At 71.6% G+C, this 17354-nt stretch carries 16 protein-coding genes; 9 read left to right on the forward strand and 7 right to left on the reverse strand.

What is annotated here, in order from left to right; genetic code table 11:
- Nucleotides 1–84 precede the first annotated feature (84 nt).
- On the reverse strand, nt 85–519 hold the full coding sequence (locus ACLJPL_RS25845) for a hypothetical protein (protein WP_411083330.1): 435 nt from the start codon (nt 517–519) through the stop codon (nt 85–87).
- Nucleotides 520–638: 119 nt separating this feature from the next.
- Entirely contained in the window at nt 639–1628 is a 990-nt protein-coding gene (locus tag ACLJPL_RS25850) for a sporulation protein (RefSeq protein ID WP_411083331.1), read from the reverse strand.
- A 531-nt stretch (nt 1629–2159) separates the two neighbouring features.
- Between ACLJPL_RS25850 and ACLJPL_RS25855 the strand changes: the two genes are divergently transcribed.
- The 5 genes from ACLJPL_RS25855 (at nt 2160) to ACLJPL_RS25875 (ending at nt 6252) form a co-directional block, all read left to right on the forward strand.
- Entirely contained in the window at nt 2160–3497 is a 1338-nt protein-coding gene (locus tag ACLJPL_RS25855; protein ID WP_411083332.1) for a hemolysin family protein, read from the forward strand.
- On the forward strand, nt 3494–4510 hold the full coding sequence (locus ACLJPL_RS25860) for a hemolysin family protein (RefSeq protein WP_411083333.1): 1017 nt from the start codon (nt 3494–3496) through the stop codon (nt 4508–4510). The genes ACLJPL_RS25855 and ACLJPL_RS25860 overlap by 4 nt, the downstream gene beginning before the upstream one ends.
- 182 nt (nt 4511–4692) lie before the next feature.
- Nucleotides 4693–5313 (forward strand): L-threonylcarbamoyladenylate synthase, encoded by a 621-nt coding sequence (locus ACLJPL_RS25865; protein ID WP_411083334.1) that lies wholly within the window; start codon nt 4693–4695, stop codon nt 5311–5313.
- Between the two features lie 6 nt (nt 5314–5319).
- Nucleotides 5320–5937, forward strand: coding sequence for a hypothetical protein (locus tag ACLJPL_RS25870; protein ID WP_411083335.1), 618 nt, complete (start codon nt 5320–5322; stop codon nt 5935–5937).
- A gap of 90 nt (nt 5938–6027) precedes the next feature.
- Nucleotides 6028–6252 (forward strand): hypothetical protein, encoded by a 225-nt coding sequence (locus tag ACLJPL_RS25875; RefSeq protein WP_411083336.1) that lies wholly within the window; start codon nt 6028–6030, stop codon nt 6250–6252.
- Nucleotides 6253–6371: 119 nt separating this feature from the next.
- Here ACLJPL_RS25875 and ACLJPL_RS25880 read toward each other — a convergent pair whose 3' ends face one another.
- The 3 genes from ACLJPL_RS25880 to ACLJPL_RS25890 form a co-directional block, all read right to left on the reverse strand.
- Nucleotides 6372–8033, reverse strand: a complete 1662-nt coding sequence (locus tag ACLJPL_RS25880) for an ATP-binding cassette domain-containing protein (RefSeq protein ID WP_411083337.1) — start codon at nt 8031–8033, stop codon at nt 6372–6374.
- A gap of 303 nt (nt 8034–8336) precedes the next feature.
- Nucleotides 8337–9860, reverse strand: a complete 1524-nt coding sequence (mptB, locus tag ACLJPL_RS25885) for a polyprenol phosphomannose-dependent alpha 1,6 mannosyltransferase MptB (protein ID WP_411083338.1) — start codon at nt 9858–9860, stop codon at nt 8337–8339.
- Between the two features lie 248 nt (nt 9861–10108).
- Nucleotides 10109–10378, reverse strand: a complete 270-nt coding sequence (locus ACLJPL_RS25890; RefSeq protein WP_411083339.1) for a hypothetical protein — start codon at nt 10376–10378, stop codon at nt 10109–10111.
- Between the two features lie 149 nt (nt 10379–10527).
- Between ACLJPL_RS25890 and ACLJPL_RS25895 the strand changes: the two genes are divergently transcribed.
- The 4 genes from ACLJPL_RS25895 to ACLJPL_RS25910 all read left to right on the forward strand — a co-directional run bounded on the left by ACLJPL_RS25895 (nt 10528) and on the right by ACLJPL_RS25910 (nt 14997).
- On the forward strand, nt 10528–11361 hold the full coding sequence (locus tag ACLJPL_RS25895) for a PP2C family protein-serine/threonine phosphatase (protein WP_411083340.1): 834 nt from the start codon (nt 10528–10530) through the stop codon (nt 11359–11361).
- A gap of 222 nt (nt 11362–11583) precedes the next feature.
- Nucleotides 11584–12576 (forward strand): MASE1 domain-containing protein, encoded by a 993-nt coding sequence (locus tag ACLJPL_RS25900; protein WP_411083341.1) that lies wholly within the window; start codon nt 11584–11586, stop codon nt 12574–12576.
- A 317-nt stretch (nt 12577–12893) separates the two neighbouring features.
- Nucleotides 12894–13088 carry an antitoxin gene (locus tag ACLJPL_RS25905; RefSeq protein ID WP_411083342.1) on the forward strand — a complete coding sequence of 65 codons (195 nt, stop codon included), beginning with the start codon at nt 12894–12896 and terminating at the stop codon, nt 13086–13088.
- Between the two features lie 289 nt (nt 13089–13377).
- Nucleotides 13378–14997, forward strand: a complete 1620-nt coding sequence (locus ACLJPL_RS25910) for a sigma-70 family RNA polymerase sigma factor (protein ID WP_411083343.1) — start codon at nt 13378–13380, stop codon at nt 14995–14997.
- Nucleotides 14998–15182: 185 nt separating this feature from the next.
- Here ACLJPL_RS25910 and ACLJPL_RS25915 read toward each other — a convergent pair whose 3' ends face one another.
- Both ACLJPL_RS25915 and ctaD read right to left on the reverse strand, forming a co-directional pair.
- A complete protein-coding gene (locus ACLJPL_RS25915) occupies nt 15183–15524 on the reverse strand; it encodes a hypothetical protein (protein WP_411083344.1) in 342 nt (113 codons plus the stop codon).
- 44 nt (nt 15525–15568) lie between these two features.
- A complete protein-coding gene (ctaD, locus tag ACLJPL_RS25920; RefSeq protein WP_411083345.1) occupies nt 15569–17299 on the reverse strand; it encodes a cytochrome c oxidase subunit I in 1731 nt (576 codons plus the stop codon).
- Nucleotides 17300–17354 lie beyond the last annotated feature (55 nt).

Consider the following 17354-nt stretch of genomic DNA (forward strand, 5'->3'; position numbering starts at 1 on the left):
CTTTCGGGCGGGCGGCTACCGATCCTTCCGCACCGAGGGGCCGGACGGATGCGCGCGACGCGCCGGTGTGCCAGGGGAAACCGGCTAGTTCGCGGTGTGATCCGGGTGGCCCCGCGTGCGTCGGGCTTCCTTCATCTCGGCCTCGTACAGGTGGTCGCGGCCTTCGGCGAGTTCGCCCCGGATCTGCTGCTCGACCGTCCGGAACACGTCGTAGTACGTGGAGTTGTACTCCTCGACGATCTGGAAGGTCCAGTGGCCGGGGATGACGTTGCGGCTGAGGATCTCGTGCTCGACCCGGTCGGCCTGGGCCTCGTGCCCGGCCTTGCGGAGCAGCCGCACGGCGTCGTCGAGTGCGAGGTCGGCGCTGCCGGTGAGCTGGTGGAACGTGTAGAGCGCGCCGCGAGCCCGCTCGGCGGTCTCCAGCGCCTTCGAGAGTGCGCCGAGCGCCTCGACCGTGGTGTCGGTGACGCCTTCGGGACGCTGGTGCGACGCGTCGGGCGGCCGGGCTTCGGCGTTCATGGATCTCCTCGTCGGCATCCGGAGGGGCGGTTCACTTCCTCACCTTCCTCCCCAGGCGCGCGCCACACCTGCCCTGGGCTCCACTCGGAGGAAGGAACGCCCCGCACCGGCCCAGGGAATCACCCCTCCTCGTCGCCCTCCCCACCCTCATCGCCCTCGTCGTCCTCGAAGGCGTCGCCGATCTCGTCGACCACTTCCGCGGCGACCATCCCCCCGACGACACCGACCGCGGCTCCTGCGGCGACTCCCGCCACCACCGCCCCGGCGCCGGGGCCCGAGCGGTGGTGCTCGTCGTGGTGGCCGCTCGGTGCGTACGGGTACGGCGCGGCGTGGGCCGCTCGGGCGCCGATCACCTGCTGAAGCCAGGCGTCGACCTCGGCATTGCGGTCGGCCTGAGCCACGGCGTGGTGCGAGGTCGTGAAGCGGTGCACCGTGTCGTGCCCCTCGGAGAAGAGCCCGGCTCGCTTGTCCGCCTCGATCACGACCTCCATACCGCCCGGCGCAGCCAGGAAGGTCACCTCGATCTCGTTCACGGCGTGGCCCTGGCCGGCGGGCGGCACGATCTCGATCTCCTGGTAGCAGGGCAGCCGCTGACCGGTCCCCCGGATGTGGCCGAGCTCCAGATCGGCCGACGTGAAGCCGTATCCGAGCTGCCCGAACGCCTCCAGGATCGCTTCCTGGGCCGGCAGGGGAGCCACCGCGAGCGGGTCGAGGTCGCCCTTGTCCCGCGCTCCGGCCACCTCCAACTCCGTCCGGATCCCGAGAACGGGGCCGAGTGGCTGGCCGTGGAGCTCCGTGACCGGGGTCTCCCAGGGCAGGGTGACGGTGAACGGCACCGCGAGTTCCGCGCCTTCCGTGAGCCGGAATCCGCCGCCCACGGTGAACTGTTCGAGGACGACCGTGCCCTCGCGCTCCTCGTCATGGCCGTCCGCCTCGACCCGTGCGACCAGGAGGAGGGAGATCCGTTCGACCGTCACGTCGCTCCCGCCGCCGCGCAGGCGGACCTCACCGGAGAGCGGGCCTCCCGGGAGGGCGGGGCCGGGCTGCAGGACGGTGTCGACCGAGGGGCCGCCGACTCCGAGGGCTCCGAGCAACTTCTTGAACACCATGTCAGGCGTCCACTCCTTCATTGGCTGGTGGGATCGAGGGGGTATGCGCAGGCCGGTTCACCTTGACCGGAATCCTTCGCCTTTTCGGTGCGGGCCACGCCGTGGACCGCGACCGCCGGGTATCGCCCGGCCGCGACACGCGGGGACCCTCATGCCGCGCACACGCCCCGGTCCGGGTCTCTCCACCGACGCCTCCCGTTGTTCGTGCCCCATCTCGTCCGGCAAACTGTCCGGGGACGCGAAGCGGTTCCCGAGCCGGTCCGTATGCGTACGGTTCCAGCCATTCGGGTGAGGCGTTCGGTGCGGGCTTCGCCCGCTCGAGGCGTTCGCGCGACTGACGCGCGGCGTGATGCGCGCCACTCCCCGTTGCTTTGCGCTCCCTTTACTATCAATGGGGCGGATTCCCGTCCGCCCACCACGTCGAACCCGACGACCCGAACAGAGAAGGAGCTGCGGTACCGCAATGGGTGAGCCTCCCAGTACGAACCGTGTCATCCCTGCCCCGGCGCACCAGGGGACGGAGGTGACACGGTGAGCGAAGTACTCCTGCTCCTCCTCGCCCTCGGGCTGACCCTGGCATGCGCGGTATTCGTCGCAGCCGAGTTCTCGCTGACCACCATCGAGCGCAGCGAGCTGGAGCGCGCGGCACAGGCCGGTGAGCGTGGGGCCGCGAGCGCGCTCAAGGCGGCCAAGCGGCTCACGTTCCAGCTCTCGGGCGCCCAGCTCGGCATCACCGTGACCTCCCTGGTCATCGGCATGCTGGCCGAGCCGTCCCTCGCCATGCTCCTCCGCCCCCCGCTGGAGTCCGCCGGTCTCCCCTCGGGTGCGGTGCCCACGGTCGCCACCCTGCTCGGCGTGGCGCTGTCGACCGTCGTCCTCATGGTCGTGGGCGAGCTCGTCCCGAAGAACTGGGCGATCTCCAGCCCGCTCGCGGTCGCCAAGGTCGTGTCGGGCCCCCAGCGGGCGTTCACGGCGTGCTTCGCCCCGCTGATCCGCCACCTCAACAACACCGCGAACCGTGCCGTGCGCAGGTTCGGCCTGGAGCCGGCCGAGGAGCTGGCCTCGGCCCGCACCCCGCAGGAGCTGATCGCCCTCGCCCAGCACTCGGCCCGTGCGGGCGCCATCGAGCAGGACTCCGCGGAGCTCTTCATCCGCACCCTGAACCTGGCCGAGCTGTCCGCCGAGAACGTGATGACGCCGCGTGTGGACGTACGGGCCCTGGAGGCCCACGCCACCGCCGCCGACGCCGCCAACCTCACGCTGGCCACCGGCCTGTCCCGCTTCCCGGTGTACCGCGACAGCCTGGACGAGGTCATCGGCACGGTCCACATCCGTGACGTCCTGGCCCTGGACGAGTCCGAGCGGGCCCGGACGCCGGTCACGGTTCTGGCCACCGAGCCCCTTCTCGTACCGGATTCGCTGCCCGTGGACCGGCTGCTGGCGCAGATGCGCCGGCACCGCACCATGGCGGTCGTCATCGACGAGTACGGCGGGACGGCCGGGGTCGCCACCGTCGAGGACATCGTCGAGGAGGTCGTCGGGGAGGTCCGCGACGAGCACGACCCGCACGAGCGCCCCGATCTGGCGCCCGCCGAACCGCTCGGCGACGGCCGCCCGGTCTGGGAGGCCGAGGGCAGCATCCGGCTGGACCAGCTCGACCGGATAGGTTTCCGGGCGCCGGAAGGTCCGTACGAGACGCTCGCCGGCCTGCTCGCGACCCGGCTGGCCCGCATCCCGGTCCGCACCGACCGGGTCGACATCGACGGCTGGCAGTTCGACGTGCTCGACATCGAGCACCACCGCGCCGACCGGGTGCGGATCACCGCGCCCGTGCCGGCCCTGGCCCTCGCGGAGGAGGACGCCCGATGACCACCGTTCAGCTTCTCATCGGCGCGCTCACGCTCCTCACGAACGCGTTCTTCGTCGGCGCGGAGTTCGCCCTGATCTCCGTGCGCCGCAGCCAGATCGAGCCCGAGGCCCTGCGCGGCAGCCGACGGGCCAAGAGCACCCTGTGGGGCATCGAGCACCTGTCGGCCGCGATGGCCACGGCCCAGCTCGGCATCACCATCTCCTCCCTGGTGCTGGGGGCCGTCGCCGAACCGGCGATCGCGCACCTGCTGGAGCCGCCGTTCGACGCGGTCGGCGTGCCCGACGCCCTGGTCCACCCGATCGCCTTCGTGATCGCGCTGACCCTGGCGACGTACCTCCACATGCTCATCGGGGAGATGATCCCGAAGAACATCGCGCTCGCCGCGCCCGCCGCGACCGCCCTGGCCCTGGGTCCGTCCCTGGTGGCCCTGACCCGGGCGCTGCGGCCGGTCATCTTCGGCATCAACGCGTTCGCCAACATGCTGCTGCGCCTGATGAAGGTCGACCCCAAGGACGAGGTCGCCTCCGTCTTCACCGACGACGAACTGGTCCGTCTGGTGAAGGACTCCAGCGACGCGGGTCTGCTCGCCCCGGCTGACGGCGAGCGGCTCAGGGACGCCCTGGAGCTGGGCACCCGGCCGGTCGGCGAGGTGATGGTGCCGCTGAACCGGACCGTCACCGTCGACCTCGGCATCACCCCGCAGCAGTTGGAGCGGGCGGCGGTCGCCTCGGGGTTCTCCCGGCTGCCGGTGACGGCCCCGGACAACGGGGTGCTGGGCTATCTGCACATCAAGGACGCCCTCGGGGTCGCGGAGCGCACCAAGCCGCTGCCCAGGAGCGCGATCCACCCCGTCATCCGGGTCGAGATCGACACCCCGCTCGACGACACCCTCACCGCGATGCGCGCCGCGGGCACACACCTGGCCGCCGTCGCCGGGGACAAGGGCACGGTCATCGGCTTCGTGACGATGGAGGACGTCCTGGAGGAACTGGTGGGGCCCGCCACGGTCTGATCCGCACGGGACCGAGGAGGCCGCACGGAGCCGAAAGGCCGTACGGCGCTGGAAGAAGGTCTCGTGGGGCGGGAAGAGCCTTACGGGGCTCGAAGGGAGGCGGTCCGGAGTGTGCCGGGCCGCCTTCCCGTCGTCGCGGCCGCTGTCCGGACGGCCCGTCCCCGAGCACGTAAGCTCGGCGGATGGCCAAGTACTTCGACGTGCACCCCGAGAATCCCCAGCCGCGCACCATCAGCACGGTGGTCGACAGCATCCGTTCCGGTGCGCTCGTCGCGTATCCGACCGATTCCTGTTACGCGCTGGGCTGTCAGCTGGGCAACCGCGACGGCATCGCCCGGATCCGGTCGATCCGCGACCTCGACGACCGCCACCACTTCACGCTGGTCTGCCGCGACTTCGCTCAGCTGGCCCAGTTCGTCCGCGTCGACAACGACGTGTTCCGGGCGGTCAAGGCGGCCACGCCCGGCAGCTACACCTTCATCCTCCCGGCGACGAAGGAGGTGCCCCGGCAGCTGATGCACCCGAAGAAGAAGACGGTCGGGGTCCGTATCCCCGACCATGTCGTCACCCAGGCGCTGGTGACCGAGCTGGGCGAGCCGCTGCTCTCCAGCACGCTTCTCCTGCCGGACGAGGAGGAGCCGCTGACGCAGGGCTGGGAGATCAAGGAGCGCCTCGACCACGAGGTGGACGCGGTGATCGACTCGGGCGACTGCGGCACCGCGCCCACCACGGTCATCGACTTCTCCGGTGACGAGCCGGAGATCGTGCGCCGGGGCGCCGGCGACCCGTCGCGCTTCGAGTAGGCGGCCGTGAAGGGCGAGCGACTGCGGTTCGAGGGCTGGATCGCCGGTGTGGGGACGTCCTCGGGGACGCGGCTGGTGGTGGGGCACTGGCCCCGTTCGCCGTTCGGGGCGTTCAGCGACGTGATGGTCCAGCATCCCGACGGTGAGCGGGTCCTGCTGGCCCCGTCGCGGCAGGTCGCGGAGTTCGTCTCCGCGACGTACCGCTTCGAGCGGGTCGACGTGGTCCCCGTCGCCGTGGCCGTCTCCCGCACCGGGTGGCGGGTCGAGGCGGGGCCGCTGGACCTGTGGATGCGGGTGGGGCGCAGGTCCGCCCTGGGTCTGCTCCTGTCCGCCGTGCCCGCTCCGCTCGCCCGGAGCCGCACCTGGGCAGCGCTGTGCGACGTCCCGGCGCGGCTGATGCCGGGGGTGCGGACCCTGGGCAGCGCGGGCTCGGGGCGGCGCGAGTGGTACGGGGCCCGGGACCTCAGACCCGTACGGGACATGCGCGCCGTACTGGACGGGACGAGCCTCGGGCTGCTCGCGCCGCTCCATCCCCCGGTGGACTTCGGCTTCGGCTCCGCCCCGCGAAGGCCGTCGCTGGTCCGCGTCACAACAACGGTGGAACTCACGACGACGGCACGATGAGCCCCCGGGACCCGCCTCCCGGGGGCGGCGGCGCGGCAGGACCGTACAGCCGGGGATGCGAGCCCGACAGGCCCGTCGCAGGGTAGAGCCATGGCTACTCCCCCGATCGTCATCCACCGGCCGACCCCCTCGGGCGGCCGCCGGGTGACCGTGCACTACGAAGGCCGGGACGAGATACTCGGGCTGGCCCACAGCGATCACGACGTCATCGTCTTCCTGAGCGAGGCGGGCCTCGAGGACCCCGATCGCATACTCGACAACCCCGTCTGGGTGGAATGGCGGGGCGGCCGGGCCCACCGCTACGAGGCGGCCTGAGGACGCCCCGGGCGGCACCCTGACCGCCCGGGCGCCACGGGTCGTCCCTCCCGGGCGACCCCTCCGCTACGTGTACTCCTTCCGTTCCCCTCCCACGGCTTCCCGCGAACCGGCCCCGGTCAGGCGGTCTCCGGGGCCGCGAGCAGTTCGCGGACCTCGTCGGCGCTCGTCTCGTGGAGGTGGTCGGACAGCAGGATCCAGCGGGTGATGCCGACCGAGTCGAGGAACGCCAGGTCGTGGCCGGCGATGAGGAGCGCCCCCTCGTAGGACTCCAGTGCGCTCGTCAGCTGCCGCACGCCGGCCATGTCCAGGTTGTTCGTCGGCTCGTCGAGCATCAGCAGTTGCGGGGCGGGGGCCGCGAGCATGGTCGCCGCGAGGGCGGCACGGAATCGTTCCCCGCCGGAGAGGGTGCCCGCCGGCTGCTCCGCGCGGGCCCCCTTGAAGAGGAACCGTGCGAGCTGGGAGCGGATCTGGTTGTCGGTGGTGCCGGGAGCCGTGCGGGCGACGTTCGCGGCGACGCTCAGCGCGTCGTCGAGCATGTCCAGGCGCTGCGGCAGGAAGCGCAGCGGTACGGAGACGGCGGCCTCGCCCGAGAGCGGGGCCAGTTGCCCGGTGAGCGTGCGGAGCAGGGTCGTCTTGCCCGCCCCGTTGCGGCCGACCAGGGCGATGCGCTCCGGCCCGTGCACGTGGAGGCTGCCTTCGCGCAGTCTGCCGAACGGCAGGCTCAGATCCCGCAGGGTCAGTACCGTGCGGCCGGCGGGCACGGCGGTATGGGGCAGGCTCACCCGGATCTCGGCGTCCTGGCGGATGGCCTCCGCCGCCTCCTCCCGCCGTTCGCGGGCCTCTTCGAGACGGTCCTCGTGCAGTCCCCGCAGCCGGTCGCCGGATTCCTGCGCGGAACGCTTGCGTTCACCCGCGACGATGCGCGGGGCCCGCCGCTGGGCGTCCAGCTTCTTGTCGTGGCGCCGGCGGCGGGCCACCTTGACGCGGGTCTCCTCCAGTTCGCGCTGCTGGCGTCGTACGTCGGCCTCGGCGGAGCGCAGCGTCCGTCCGGCCGCTTCCTGCTGGGTGGCCAGGGCCTCTTGGTAGTCGGACCAGCTGCCGCCGTACCAGCTCACCGAGCCCGAGCGCAGTTCGGCGATGCGGTCGACCCTCTCCAGGAGGTCCTGGTCGTGGCTGACGACGATGAGGATGCCCGTACGCCAGGAGTCGACGGCCTCGTAGAGCCGGCGGCGGGCGAACAGGTCCAGGTTGTTGGTCGGTTCGTCCAGGAGGAGGACGTCCGGGCGTTCCAGCAGCAGGGCCGCCAGGCGCAGCAGAACGGTCTCGCCGCCGGACAGCCGCCCGACCGTGCGGTCCAGTTCGATGGAGCCGAGGCCGAGGGCGCCGAGGGTGGCGAGGGCGCGTTCCTCCACGTCCCAGTCGTCGCCGACCGTCTCGAAGTGCTCCTGGCGTACGTCTCCGGACTCGATGGCGCGCAGGGCGGCGCGCTGCACGTCGATGCCGAGGGCGGCATCGACCCGCAGGTCCGTGTCGAGGGTGATGTCCTGGGGGAGGTACGCGAGGCTGCCGCCCACGGTGACGGACCCCTGGGAGGGGCGCAGCCCTCCGGCGAGGAGGCGCAGCAGGGTGGACTTGCCGGTGCCGTTGGCGCCGACCAGGCCGGTGCGGCCCCGGGGGAAGGTGACGGAGAGCCCGTCGAAGGCGGTGGTTCCGTCCGGCCACTGGAAAGTGAGGCCGGAACAGGCGGCGGAGGCGCTGGGCGCGGTGGGATGGCTCATGGTGTCTCTCGCTGTCGCAGACGCGGGGAAGGGGGCTTCGTATGCGAGCAGCACGCGGCGACCGGGCCGGAGAGACCGGGAAAGGGAGGAGTGAGCTGTCCTGCGGAGAGCGGGGACGTGCTCAGCACCGAGGTCGCATTCACGCGGGATCACGGGCGGCAGACATGCCGACAGCGTCATGATCGTGTACGGGCGGGGCCGTACCGCGTGGTGATCGCGGACCTCAGATGCGCAACGTCCACCTCTATCGGAGACGACAGGACGTGATCAGCGTACCGGAGGCCCGCGCCGGGCGTCGAGAGGTTATGACGCGGTGGTCTGGGGGGTGGGGCCGGTGGCGTCCAGGTCGTCGGACGGCCCCGGGCCGTGGGACCGCACCGGGCCGGTGGACGGCACCGGAGTGCGTGGTCCGGGCATCCTCGCCGTTTCGGCGACGACCGGGTTGCGGCGGATGACGAGGATGGCGACGGCGGCCGCGAGTCCCGCCATGGCGAACCCGAAGGGCGGGGTGCCCCCGGTGGGGTGGGTCTCGTAGACGAGCGCCGCCGACAGCACGATGAGGACCGTGACGATCCGGCCGTGCTGCTGGGTGGCGGCCACGACCACAAGACCCCACAGGAGGTACCAGGGCTGCACCATGGGCGAGAGGGCCACCAGGGCCAGCAGGGCCAGGCCCAGGGCTTGGACCGGTGCCAGGCGGCCGTTCATCGCCCTTCGGGCCAGCAGGACGATCACGGCGAGCGCCATCGCCAGGCCGAGGCGCTGCACGGCGGACTTGACCGGTTCGGGGTCGGTGCCCAGGACCACGCGGCCCAGTTCCCCCAGGCCCAGGCCGAGGTCGCTGACGACGGAGAGGGCCGTGTGGATGTTCCCCGCGACGCCCTGGGTCCTCAGCCAGCCGAAGCCGGTGCCGCTGACCAGCGTGGCCGATCCGGCGACGGCGCAGGCGACGAGGCCGGGCGCGAGGAGCCCCTTGGCCCATCTCCGTATCTCCGGTCCGGTGGCCGAGGCGTGCACGAGTACGCCGATGAACAGCAGGGCCACGGCCGCCGGGGACTTGACCATCATCGCGAGCCCGACGAACGCGCTGCCGGCCACCCATCTGCCGCGCAGCGCGAGCACCAGACCGGCCAGCATGAGGCCGATCATCAGGCCGTCGTTGTGCATGCCGGCGACCACGTGCATCAGCAGGAGCGGGTTGAGCGCCCCCAGCCACAGGGCGCGGTTCTCGCTGCGGCCGTGCTCCCGGGCCAGTCGGCACAGGCCCCAGACGATGAGGACCAGCGAGACGAGCGCGATGGCCCGCATCGCCAGGACGGCGGGGACGATCGTCCCGCCGGTCGCCTTGGCCACGGCGGCGGAGAGCAGGAGGAAGAGGGGGCCGTACGGGGCCGGGGTGTCGCGCCAGTGGTTGCCGACGCTCGCCGAGGCGTCGCCGCCGATTCCGGCCGGATCCAGGCTGGAGGGGCCGACGCTGTAGACGTCGTGCCCTTCGACGACCATCGCGCCCTGGGCGATGTAGCTGTAGACGTCGGCGCTGAAGAGCGGGGGCGTCAGGAGGAACGGCGCCGTCCACCAGGCGAGGGTGACGAGCGTGTCGCGCACGGAGGACGCGGCCTTGCCGTACTGCCACCAGGCGACGACGAGCAGGGTCAGTCCGACGTAGGCGAGGACGGCAGCGGCGGTCCTCGCGCTGAACCCGTGGTCGACCCACAGGCCCCAGGGGTCGTGGGCCGGCAGCTTTCCGGAGATCCAGCCGCCCGCAGCGGTCGCCAAGGCGCCTGCCGCACCCAGCCGACGGTATCCGACAGCGCTCATAGCCCACATGAGCGGAAACCTATCGGACGGCTCGGCGCGGCTCTCCCCCTCCCCCGCCCGTTGTCCCATTCCCGGCGCTCGCCGGCACAGCCCCGGGGGCGGGGCCTTCCGCCGCACGGTGCCGGCCGCCTCGCCCTCGTAACCCTGTTGCCGCCGCCGCGTCGCCTCCGCGTTGTCCGGGGGGCCGGCGGATCAGGGCCGGACACCCGCCGTTCACCCGCCGACCGTCGCGTGAACAATGCTGCGAGCCAGTGCACCTAGCGCACGTCGCCGCGCCAGTCCCACTGGTGGCCGTCGATCGAGCGGGGCCCGTATTCGGCGCGGCCGCCCGGTCCGTACGCGCCTATCTCCGTGACCAGTCCGACGCCCTCGCGCAGGGTCTCGTCGCTCCAGCCGGTGACGTCCAGGAGCAGCCCGTCGAGCGGGCCGCCGACCAGCTCCCGGTAGTCATGACCCGGCCTCGGACCGGGGTGGGGGTCGTCGTGGTCGGCGCCGTACACCCGTCGCTGCCTCATCAGCTCGTCCATGCAGGCAGCATCCCACCGGCCACTGACAACGGCCCGGTGTGCGGGGCCATCCGGCCACCGGCACGTTCCGCGTCCCCCGCCGGCCGCGAAGTCGCCGCACCCGCGTGCGCGCCATATGCTTCAGGGACTCACGCACCGCGGAGCAGCCCATGAACCGGCGTCGGACTCCCCGCTCGGTCAGCGCCGAGGATCTGCTCACCACGTTGCAGAGCCTCACTGCCCGTGCGCGGCGAGAGGTGGAATTCCACCAGGCCAGAGTGGAACTCGCGCAGGCCCTTCAGCGCGACATGCTTCCGGCTGCCCTGCCCACCGTCCCCGGCCTCCAGTCGGCCGCCCGGTACGCGCCGGCCCGGGACGGGCTGGACATCGGCGGTGACTGGTACGACGGTTTCGCGCTCGCGGACGGCGCTCTGGGGTTCGCCATCGGCGATGTCCAGGGGCACGACGTGGAAGCGGCGGCCTTCATGGGGCAGGTGCGCATCGCGATGCGGGCCATCGCCGGTACGGTCTCCGACCCGGGCGAGGTCATGGGCCGGACGAACGATCTCCTGCTGTCGGTGGATTCCGGCCTCTTCGCGACGTGCACGTTCCTGCGGCTCGATCCGCAGACCTGGGAGCTGCACAGCGCGCGGGCCGGTCATGTGGCGTGCGTGTGGGCGACCGTGGACGGCCGGTCGGGCATCACGGAGGATCCGGGGGGCATGCCGCTGGGCATCGAGACCGGGGAGAGGTATCCCGTCACCCGCCGGACCCTGGACACGGACGGGGTGCTCGTGCTGCTCACCGACGGGGTGGTCGAGGGCCCGTCGCTGCTGATCGAGGACGGTCTGGACCGGGTCCGCCGGCTGGTCGCCGCGCAGGCCGGGGCGAACGCGGACGATCTGGCGGACGGCGTCCTCGGGGCGGCGGAGCTGACGGGGCACGAGGACGACGCCGCCGTACTCGTCCTGCGGCACGCGGCGGCTCGCCGTGGAACGCCGTGACGCGGTGGCGCTGACCCGTGGCGACGGGGTGGCGCTGGCTCCGCGGCGCTCGGAGGCGCGGTGGTGCGCGGAGATGCCTGGGTGCGCGGGCTACCCGTGACGCCGGGCGGGTGGCGCGCGGAGTCACCCGTGAACTCCTGAAGTCCCGGACCCGTGACGCCGGGGGCGTGGCGCGCGTGTCATCGGCAGCCTCGTTCGCGGGGCCGGTGTCTGATGAGAGCTGTGATCCGCAGCAAGGAAGCCAGACGTCGGGCCGTGTACGTGGCGCAGATCCTGGGCGTGACCGGCGCCTACTACCTGTCGGGGCGGCTCGGGCTGACGCGCCAGGTGGTGTTGGACGGGGCCGTGGTCACACCGCTCTGGCCGCCCACCGGGATCGCGCTCGCCGCCCTGCTGTGCTGCGGCAGCCGGATCTGGCCGGGCATCGCCCTGGGCGCGCTGTTCACCGTCTCCTCCATCGGCGACGCGTTCACGGTGTCGCGTCTGGGCATCGTCCTCGGCAACACCCTCGCGCCGCTCGCCGCCTACGCGCTGCTGCGCAAGGTGGGCTTCCGCAGTGAACTGGCCCGGTTGCGGGACGGTGTCTGTCTGGTCTTCCTGGGGGCGTTCGCCGGGATGCTCATCAGCGCCACGGCGGGCAGCGTGACGCTGCTGCTCGACGGCAAGGTGCCCCCGGGGCGGTTCTGGCTGGTCTGGTCGTCGTGGTGGGCGGGGGACGCCATGGGGGTGCTCGTGGTCACGCCCGTACTGCTGGTGCTGGGCCGGGTGCGGTCGTTCCGGCTGACCGGACGGTGGCCGGAGGCGTCGCTCCTCGCGGTCACCGTGGTCGTGGCGGGGCTCGTCTCCACGCGGAGCTCGCTGTCCATGATCTACCTGGTCTTTCCGGTGATCATCTGGGCTGCGCTCCGGTTCCAGCTGCCCGGCAGCGCGCCGTGCGCCCTGGTGGTGTCCGTGCTGGCGATCATCGCCGGGACGGACGCCCTGGGGCCGTTCGCGGGCCACACGCTGATGGAGATCATGGCCAACCTCACCATGCTCAACGGGTGCGTGGCGCTCACGGCGCTGCTGCTCGGGGCGATCGTCGCCGAGCACCAGAACATCCGCCGGGAGACGGAGCACGCGGTCGAGGAGCTGGAGGGGCTGGTGGAACAGCTCGCCCCGCTGTCGGGGCCGGCGTCTGCGCGCTACGACGACGGGCCGCCGGGCGGTCAGTAGGGCAGCGGCCGCCCGGAGGGGGTGCGCAGGTCGAGCGGGGGCGGCCCGGACGGGGGCGGGGGACGACGGACGACGATGCGGATGCGGCCCATGGCCACCACCTCCTCCAGGTGACCGGTATCTGCCCAGCCGACGCCGCTTCACACTTCCGGTCCACCTGGCGGACTCCTGCCGGGGTCCTGCGGGGGTCCTGGCCGTGGTCCGGACGCCGGGGCGGAAGCCTCCCGGCCCGGCACGGCCGGTGGGTCCGGGATGCGGGCCGGGCCGGGTCCGGTGACCCTTGATGGGTGGGGGCGCAGAGGCGAGGAGGATCAGGCATGTCCGCACTGGACAAGATCAAGAAGATGCTCAAGGGTCACGAGGACCAGGCAGGCAAGGGCATCGACAAGGCCGGAGACATGGTCGACGACCGGACCAAGGGCAAGTACAGCGGTCAGGTCGACACCGCCCAGGACAAGCTCAGGCAGCAGTTCGGCTCGGAGCGGGACCAGGACGGGCGGCCGCACTCCTGAACGAGGCCGCCGGTGACCGGCCGCCCCGCTGTTCGCACGCGTTCGGTCCGTGCCACGAGAGGCATCTCGTGGCACGGACCGAGCGCGTCGCGGGTCCACCCGCGGGCGCGGCCGTGCGCGTCGGGGGTGCGTCGCGCGGCATGACCGTGCGCGCCGGCCGGGGGCCGGGTGGCGGAAGACACCGGAAGAAATCCGGGATGCTCATCGGATTATTGTTATCGTCCCCGCCGCCCCGCATCTCCCGAGTGTGGGAAGTGACAGCACCGGACCCCGGAAGAGTGAGTACAGCATGGGCAAGGATCACGGGACGGCCTTGATCGCGGCGGCGCGGAGCGGCGACCAGGAGGCCAAGGACCGGCTGGTCGCGTCGTATCTGCCGTTGCTGTACAACGTCGTCGGCCGGGCGTTGAACGGGCACGCGGACGTCGACGACGTGGTGCAGGAGACGGTGCTGCGCATGCTGCGCAGCCTGCCCGAGCTCCGCGATCCGGAGAGATTCCGTTCCTGGCTGGTGGCGATAGCCATGAACGAGATCCGCCGCCACTGGCGCGAGGGCCAGTCGGGGGCCGTGTCAGCCGACCGGCTGGACGACGCCTACGACCTGCCCGATCCGCGCGCCGACTTCGTCGAGCTGACGATCCTGCGGCTCGGGCTGACCGGCCAGCGGCGGCAGGTGGCGGAGGCGACGCGCTGGCTGGACGAGGACGACCGTGCGCTGCTGTCGCTGTGGTGGCTGGAGACCGCGGGTCAGCTGTCGCGGGCCGAGGTCTCCGCGGCTCTCGAGCTCTCCCCCCAGCACACCGCCGTACGCGTCCAGCGGATGAAGGCGCAGTTGGAGGCGGCCCGGGTCGTGGTGGGCGCGCTCGCGGCGGATCCGCCGTGCGTGCTGCTGGAGGACATCGTCGCCGGCTGGGACGGGGTGCCGTCCGCCCTGTGGCGGAAGCGGCTGGCCCGTCATGCCCGCGAGTGCACGGTCTGCTCGGGGCACGGGTCGGCGCTGGTGCCGGCGGAGGGCCTGCTGGTGGGGCTCGCACTGGTCCCGGTGGCCGCGACCGCGGGCGGGGCGGCCACCGAGCTGCTGCCGACCGCCGCGCACCTCGCGGGGTCGTCCGGGACCGGGGAGCTCGCCGGGGCCGGGCGGGCCGAGCGCAGGCGCGGTCAGGCACGGCGACGCCGTCGCAACTCGGCCGTGGCCGCCGTGATCGCCATCGCCGCACTCGGTACCGGCGGCGCGGCGGTGCACCTCTACACCGACGACGAGGACCGCGACGCGACGACGGTGACCGCGGCGGTCCCGACCGAGAGCTCGGCCCTGCCCACGGCGGCCACCCCCTCGCGCAAACCGGCGACACTGTCGCCATCCGCCTCGGCCTCGTCCGCCTCCGCTTCCCCCTCACCCAGCGCATCGGCGTCGCCGTCGCCGAGTCCTTCGCGTACGGCCAGGGCCACACCGACGAAGAGCACCCGGCCCCCCGCACCGAGCTCGGCGGCCCCGGCCCCGAAGCCGCCGCCCGCGCCCGCTCCCCCGGCCTCGACGAGCGGCGAGGTCCTCCAGATCGTCAACGCCGAACGGGCGAAGGAGGGCTGCGGCCCGGTGACCTCCAACGACCTGCTGGCGACGGCGGCACAGCGGCACTCCGCCGACATGGCGGCGCGGGACTACTTCGCGCACACCTCGCCGGACGGCACCGACCCGGGCGACCGGATCACCGCGGCCGGCTACCGGTGGAGCACGTACGGCGAGAACATCGCCAAGGGGCAGCGGACCCCGGCCGATGTGATGCAGGCGTGGATGAACAGTCCCGGGCACCGCGCGAACATCCTGAACTGCTCCTTCAAGGAGATGGGCATCGGCAAGCAGGACTCAGGCGGCGGGCCGGTGTGGACGCAGAAGTTCGGCGCCCGCTGAGCGTTTGGGGGTGATCCCCGGGGTGTCAGGGGTGACTTCCGGGCGGTTTCTCCGCCCTGTCTCGCTCAGTCCTGCCCTGTGCCGTCCCGTTCTGTGCCGTCCGACCCTGTTCCGTCCTGTCCTGTACGGCATTGCTGCGCCGCGCCGGGTCTCGCCCGGCTCGGCGCGGCAGCGCGGCGTCCCGTTCAGCGCAGCAGCAGTGTCAGCGACGTGCCGATGCCGGTGACCGCGCCCACCGCCACCACCGCGAGGGCTACGCAGCGGGCCCGGAGGCGCTCGTAGCGCTCGGTGTACTCGCCGCGCAGTTCGACCGCCCGGTCGCGGACGCGGATGAGCGATTCGCGGGTGACGGAGACCCGGTCGGCGAGGTAGGCGCGCTCCACATCCTCGCGCTGGGCGGTGGTGAGCCAGGGCAGTTCGTCGGTGAAGCGCCGCGCCTGCGCCCGCGCCCTCTCCACCTCGGCGTTCCACAGCAGATAGCCCTCCAGTTGGGCCAGACCGCGGGCGCTCTCCTTGTCCGGTTTCACGCCTCCTCCTCTCGTCGGGCCGTCCGGGCCGGGTCGGGCGGATCTCACTCCTGGGTGTCCCCGGGCGCCACCGTGACGGAGGTGGAGGGCCGGTTGGCGACGTCGTCGAGGGCCCGCAGCGACGGGTGGTGCAGGTCGAACGCCGGGGATTCGGAGCGGATTCGCGGCAGGGTGACGAAGTTGTGCCGGGGCGGCGGGCAGGAGGTCGCCCATTCCAGCGAACGGCCGTAGCCCCACGGGTCGTCCTCGTAGATCTTCCTGCCGTACCTGGCGGTCTTCCAGATGTTGTAGAAGAACGGCAGGAGGGAGAGGCCGAGCAGGAAGGAGGAAATCGTCGAGATCGTGTTCAGCGCGGTGAATCCGTCCGCCGCGAGATAGTCCGCGTAACGACGGGGCATTCCCTCGGCGCCGAGCCAGTGCTGCACCAGGAACGTCCCGTGGAAGCCCACGAACAGCGTCCAGAAGGTGACCTTTCCGAGCCGCTCGTCCAGCATCTTTCCGGTGAACTTCGGCCACCAGAAGTGGAATCCGGCGAACATCGCGAAGACCACGGTGCCGAACACCACGTAATGGAAGTGCGCGACGACGAAATACGAGTCCGAGACGTGGAAGTCCAGCGGCGGCGAGGCGAGGATGATGCCGGTCAGACCGCCGAAGAGGAAGGTGACCAGGAATCCGACCGACCAGAGCATCGGCGTTTCGAGGGAAATGGATCCCTTCCACATCGTGCCGATCCAGTTGAAGAACTTCACCCCGGTCGGCACCGCGATGAGGAACGTCATGAAGGAGAAGAACGGCAGCAGTACAGCGCCGGTGACGAACATGTGGTGGGCCCATACGGTCGCGGAGAGTCCCGCGATGGCGATGGTGGCGGCGACCAGGCCGATATAGCCGAAGACCGGTTTGCGGCTGAAGACCGGGAAGATCTCGGTGACGATGCCGAAGAACGGCAGGGCGATGATGTACACCTCGGGATGGCCGAAGAACCAGAAGAGGTGCTGCCACAGCAGCGCTCCCCCGTTGGCCGCGTCGAAGATATGGGCGCCGAACTTCCGGTCCGCCTCCAGGGCCAGCAGAGCGGCGGCCAGAACCGGGAAGGCCAGCAGGACCAGGACACCGGTCAGCAGGACGTTCCAGGTGAAAATCGGCATGCGGAACATCGTCATGCCGGGGGCACGCATGCAGATGATCGTGGTGATGAAGTTGACCGAGCCGAGGATCGTGCCGAAGCCGGAGAAGGCCAGACCCATGATCCACATGTCGGCGCCGATGCCCGGCGAGCGGACGGCGTCGTTCAGCGGCGCGTAGGCGAACCAGCCGAAGTCGGCGGCTCCCTGCGGGGTGAGGAAGCCGGCCACCGCGATCAGCGAGCCGAAGAGGTACAGCCAGTACGAGAACATGTTCAGCCGCGGGAACGCCACATCCGGCGCGCCGATCTGGAGCGGCATGATCCAGTTCGCGAATCCGACGAACAGCGGCGTCGCGAACATCAGCAGCATGATCGTGCCGTGCATCGTGAACGCTTGATTAAATTGTTCGTTCGAAATCAACTGGATACCGGGGCGAGCCAGTTCGGCGCGCATCACCAGGGCCAGCAGTCCTCCCACGCAGAAGAACGCGAAGGAGGTGACGAGGTAGAGCGTGCCGATCGTCTTGTGGTCCGTGGTGGTCAGCCACTTGATGACGACGTTGCCCGGCTCCCTGAGTCGTACCGGCAGTTCGTCCTCTTCGGCTGCATCGGTCTCCACCGGTTGCGAGATGCCCCTCGTCGTCACTGCGACGCTCCTTCGGTCAACGGCCCGTGTGGACTCGGCGACCAGGATGGACCCG

The organism is Streptomyces sp. cmx-18-6 (assembly GCF_046548915.1).
In the GTDB taxonomy this organism is placed as follows: Bacteria; Actinomycetota; Actinomycetes; order Streptomycetales; family Streptomycetaceae; genus Streptomyces.

Bases quoted from the DNA above. Each gene is read 5' to 3' on its own strand.
- ACLJPL_RS25845 (WP_411083330.1), bottom strand. From the start codon at position 519: ATGAACGCCGAAGCCCGGCCGCCCGACGCGTCGCACCAGCGTCCCGAA.
- ACLJPL_RS25850 (WP_411083331.1), bottom strand. From the start codon at position 1,628: ATGGTGTTCAAGAAGTTGCTCGGAGCCCTCGGAGTCGGCGGCCCCTCG.
- ACLJPL_RS25860 (WP_411083333.1), top strand. From the start codon at position 3,494: ATGACCACCGTTCAGCTTCTCATCGGCGCGCTCACGCTCCTCACGAAC.
- ACLJPL_RS25865 (WP_411083334.1), top strand. From the start codon at position 4,693: ATGGCCAAGTACTTCGACGTGCACCCCGAGAATCCCCAGCCGCGCACC.
- ACLJPL_RS25875 (WP_411083336.1), top strand. From the start codon at position 6,028: ATGGCTACTCCCCCGATCGTCATCCACCGGCCGACCCCCTCGGGCGGC.
- ACLJPL_RS25880 (WP_411083337.1), bottom strand. From the start codon at position 8,033: ATGAGCCATCCCACCGCGCCCAGCGCCTCCGCCGCCTGTTCCGGCCTC.
- mptB (WP_411083338.1), bottom strand. From the start codon at position 9,860: ATGTGGGCTATGAGCGCTGTCGGATACCGTCGGCTGGGTGCGGCAGGC.
- ACLJPL_RS25890 (WP_411083339.1), bottom strand. From the start codon at position 10,378: ATGGACGAGCTGATGAGGCAGCGACGGGTGTACGGCGCCGACCACGAC.
- ACLJPL_RS25895 (WP_411083340.1), top strand. From the start codon at position 10,528: ATGAACCGGCGTCGGACTCCCCGCTCGGTCAGCGCCGAGGATCTGCTC.
- ACLJPL_RS25905 (WP_411083342.1), top strand. From the start codon at position 12,894: ATGTCCGCACTGGACAAGATCAAGAAGATGCTCAAGGGTCACGAGGAC.
- ACLJPL_RS25910 (WP_411083343.1), top strand. From the start codon at position 13,378: ATGGGCAAGGATCACGGGACGGCCTTGATCGCGGCGGCGCGGAGCGGC.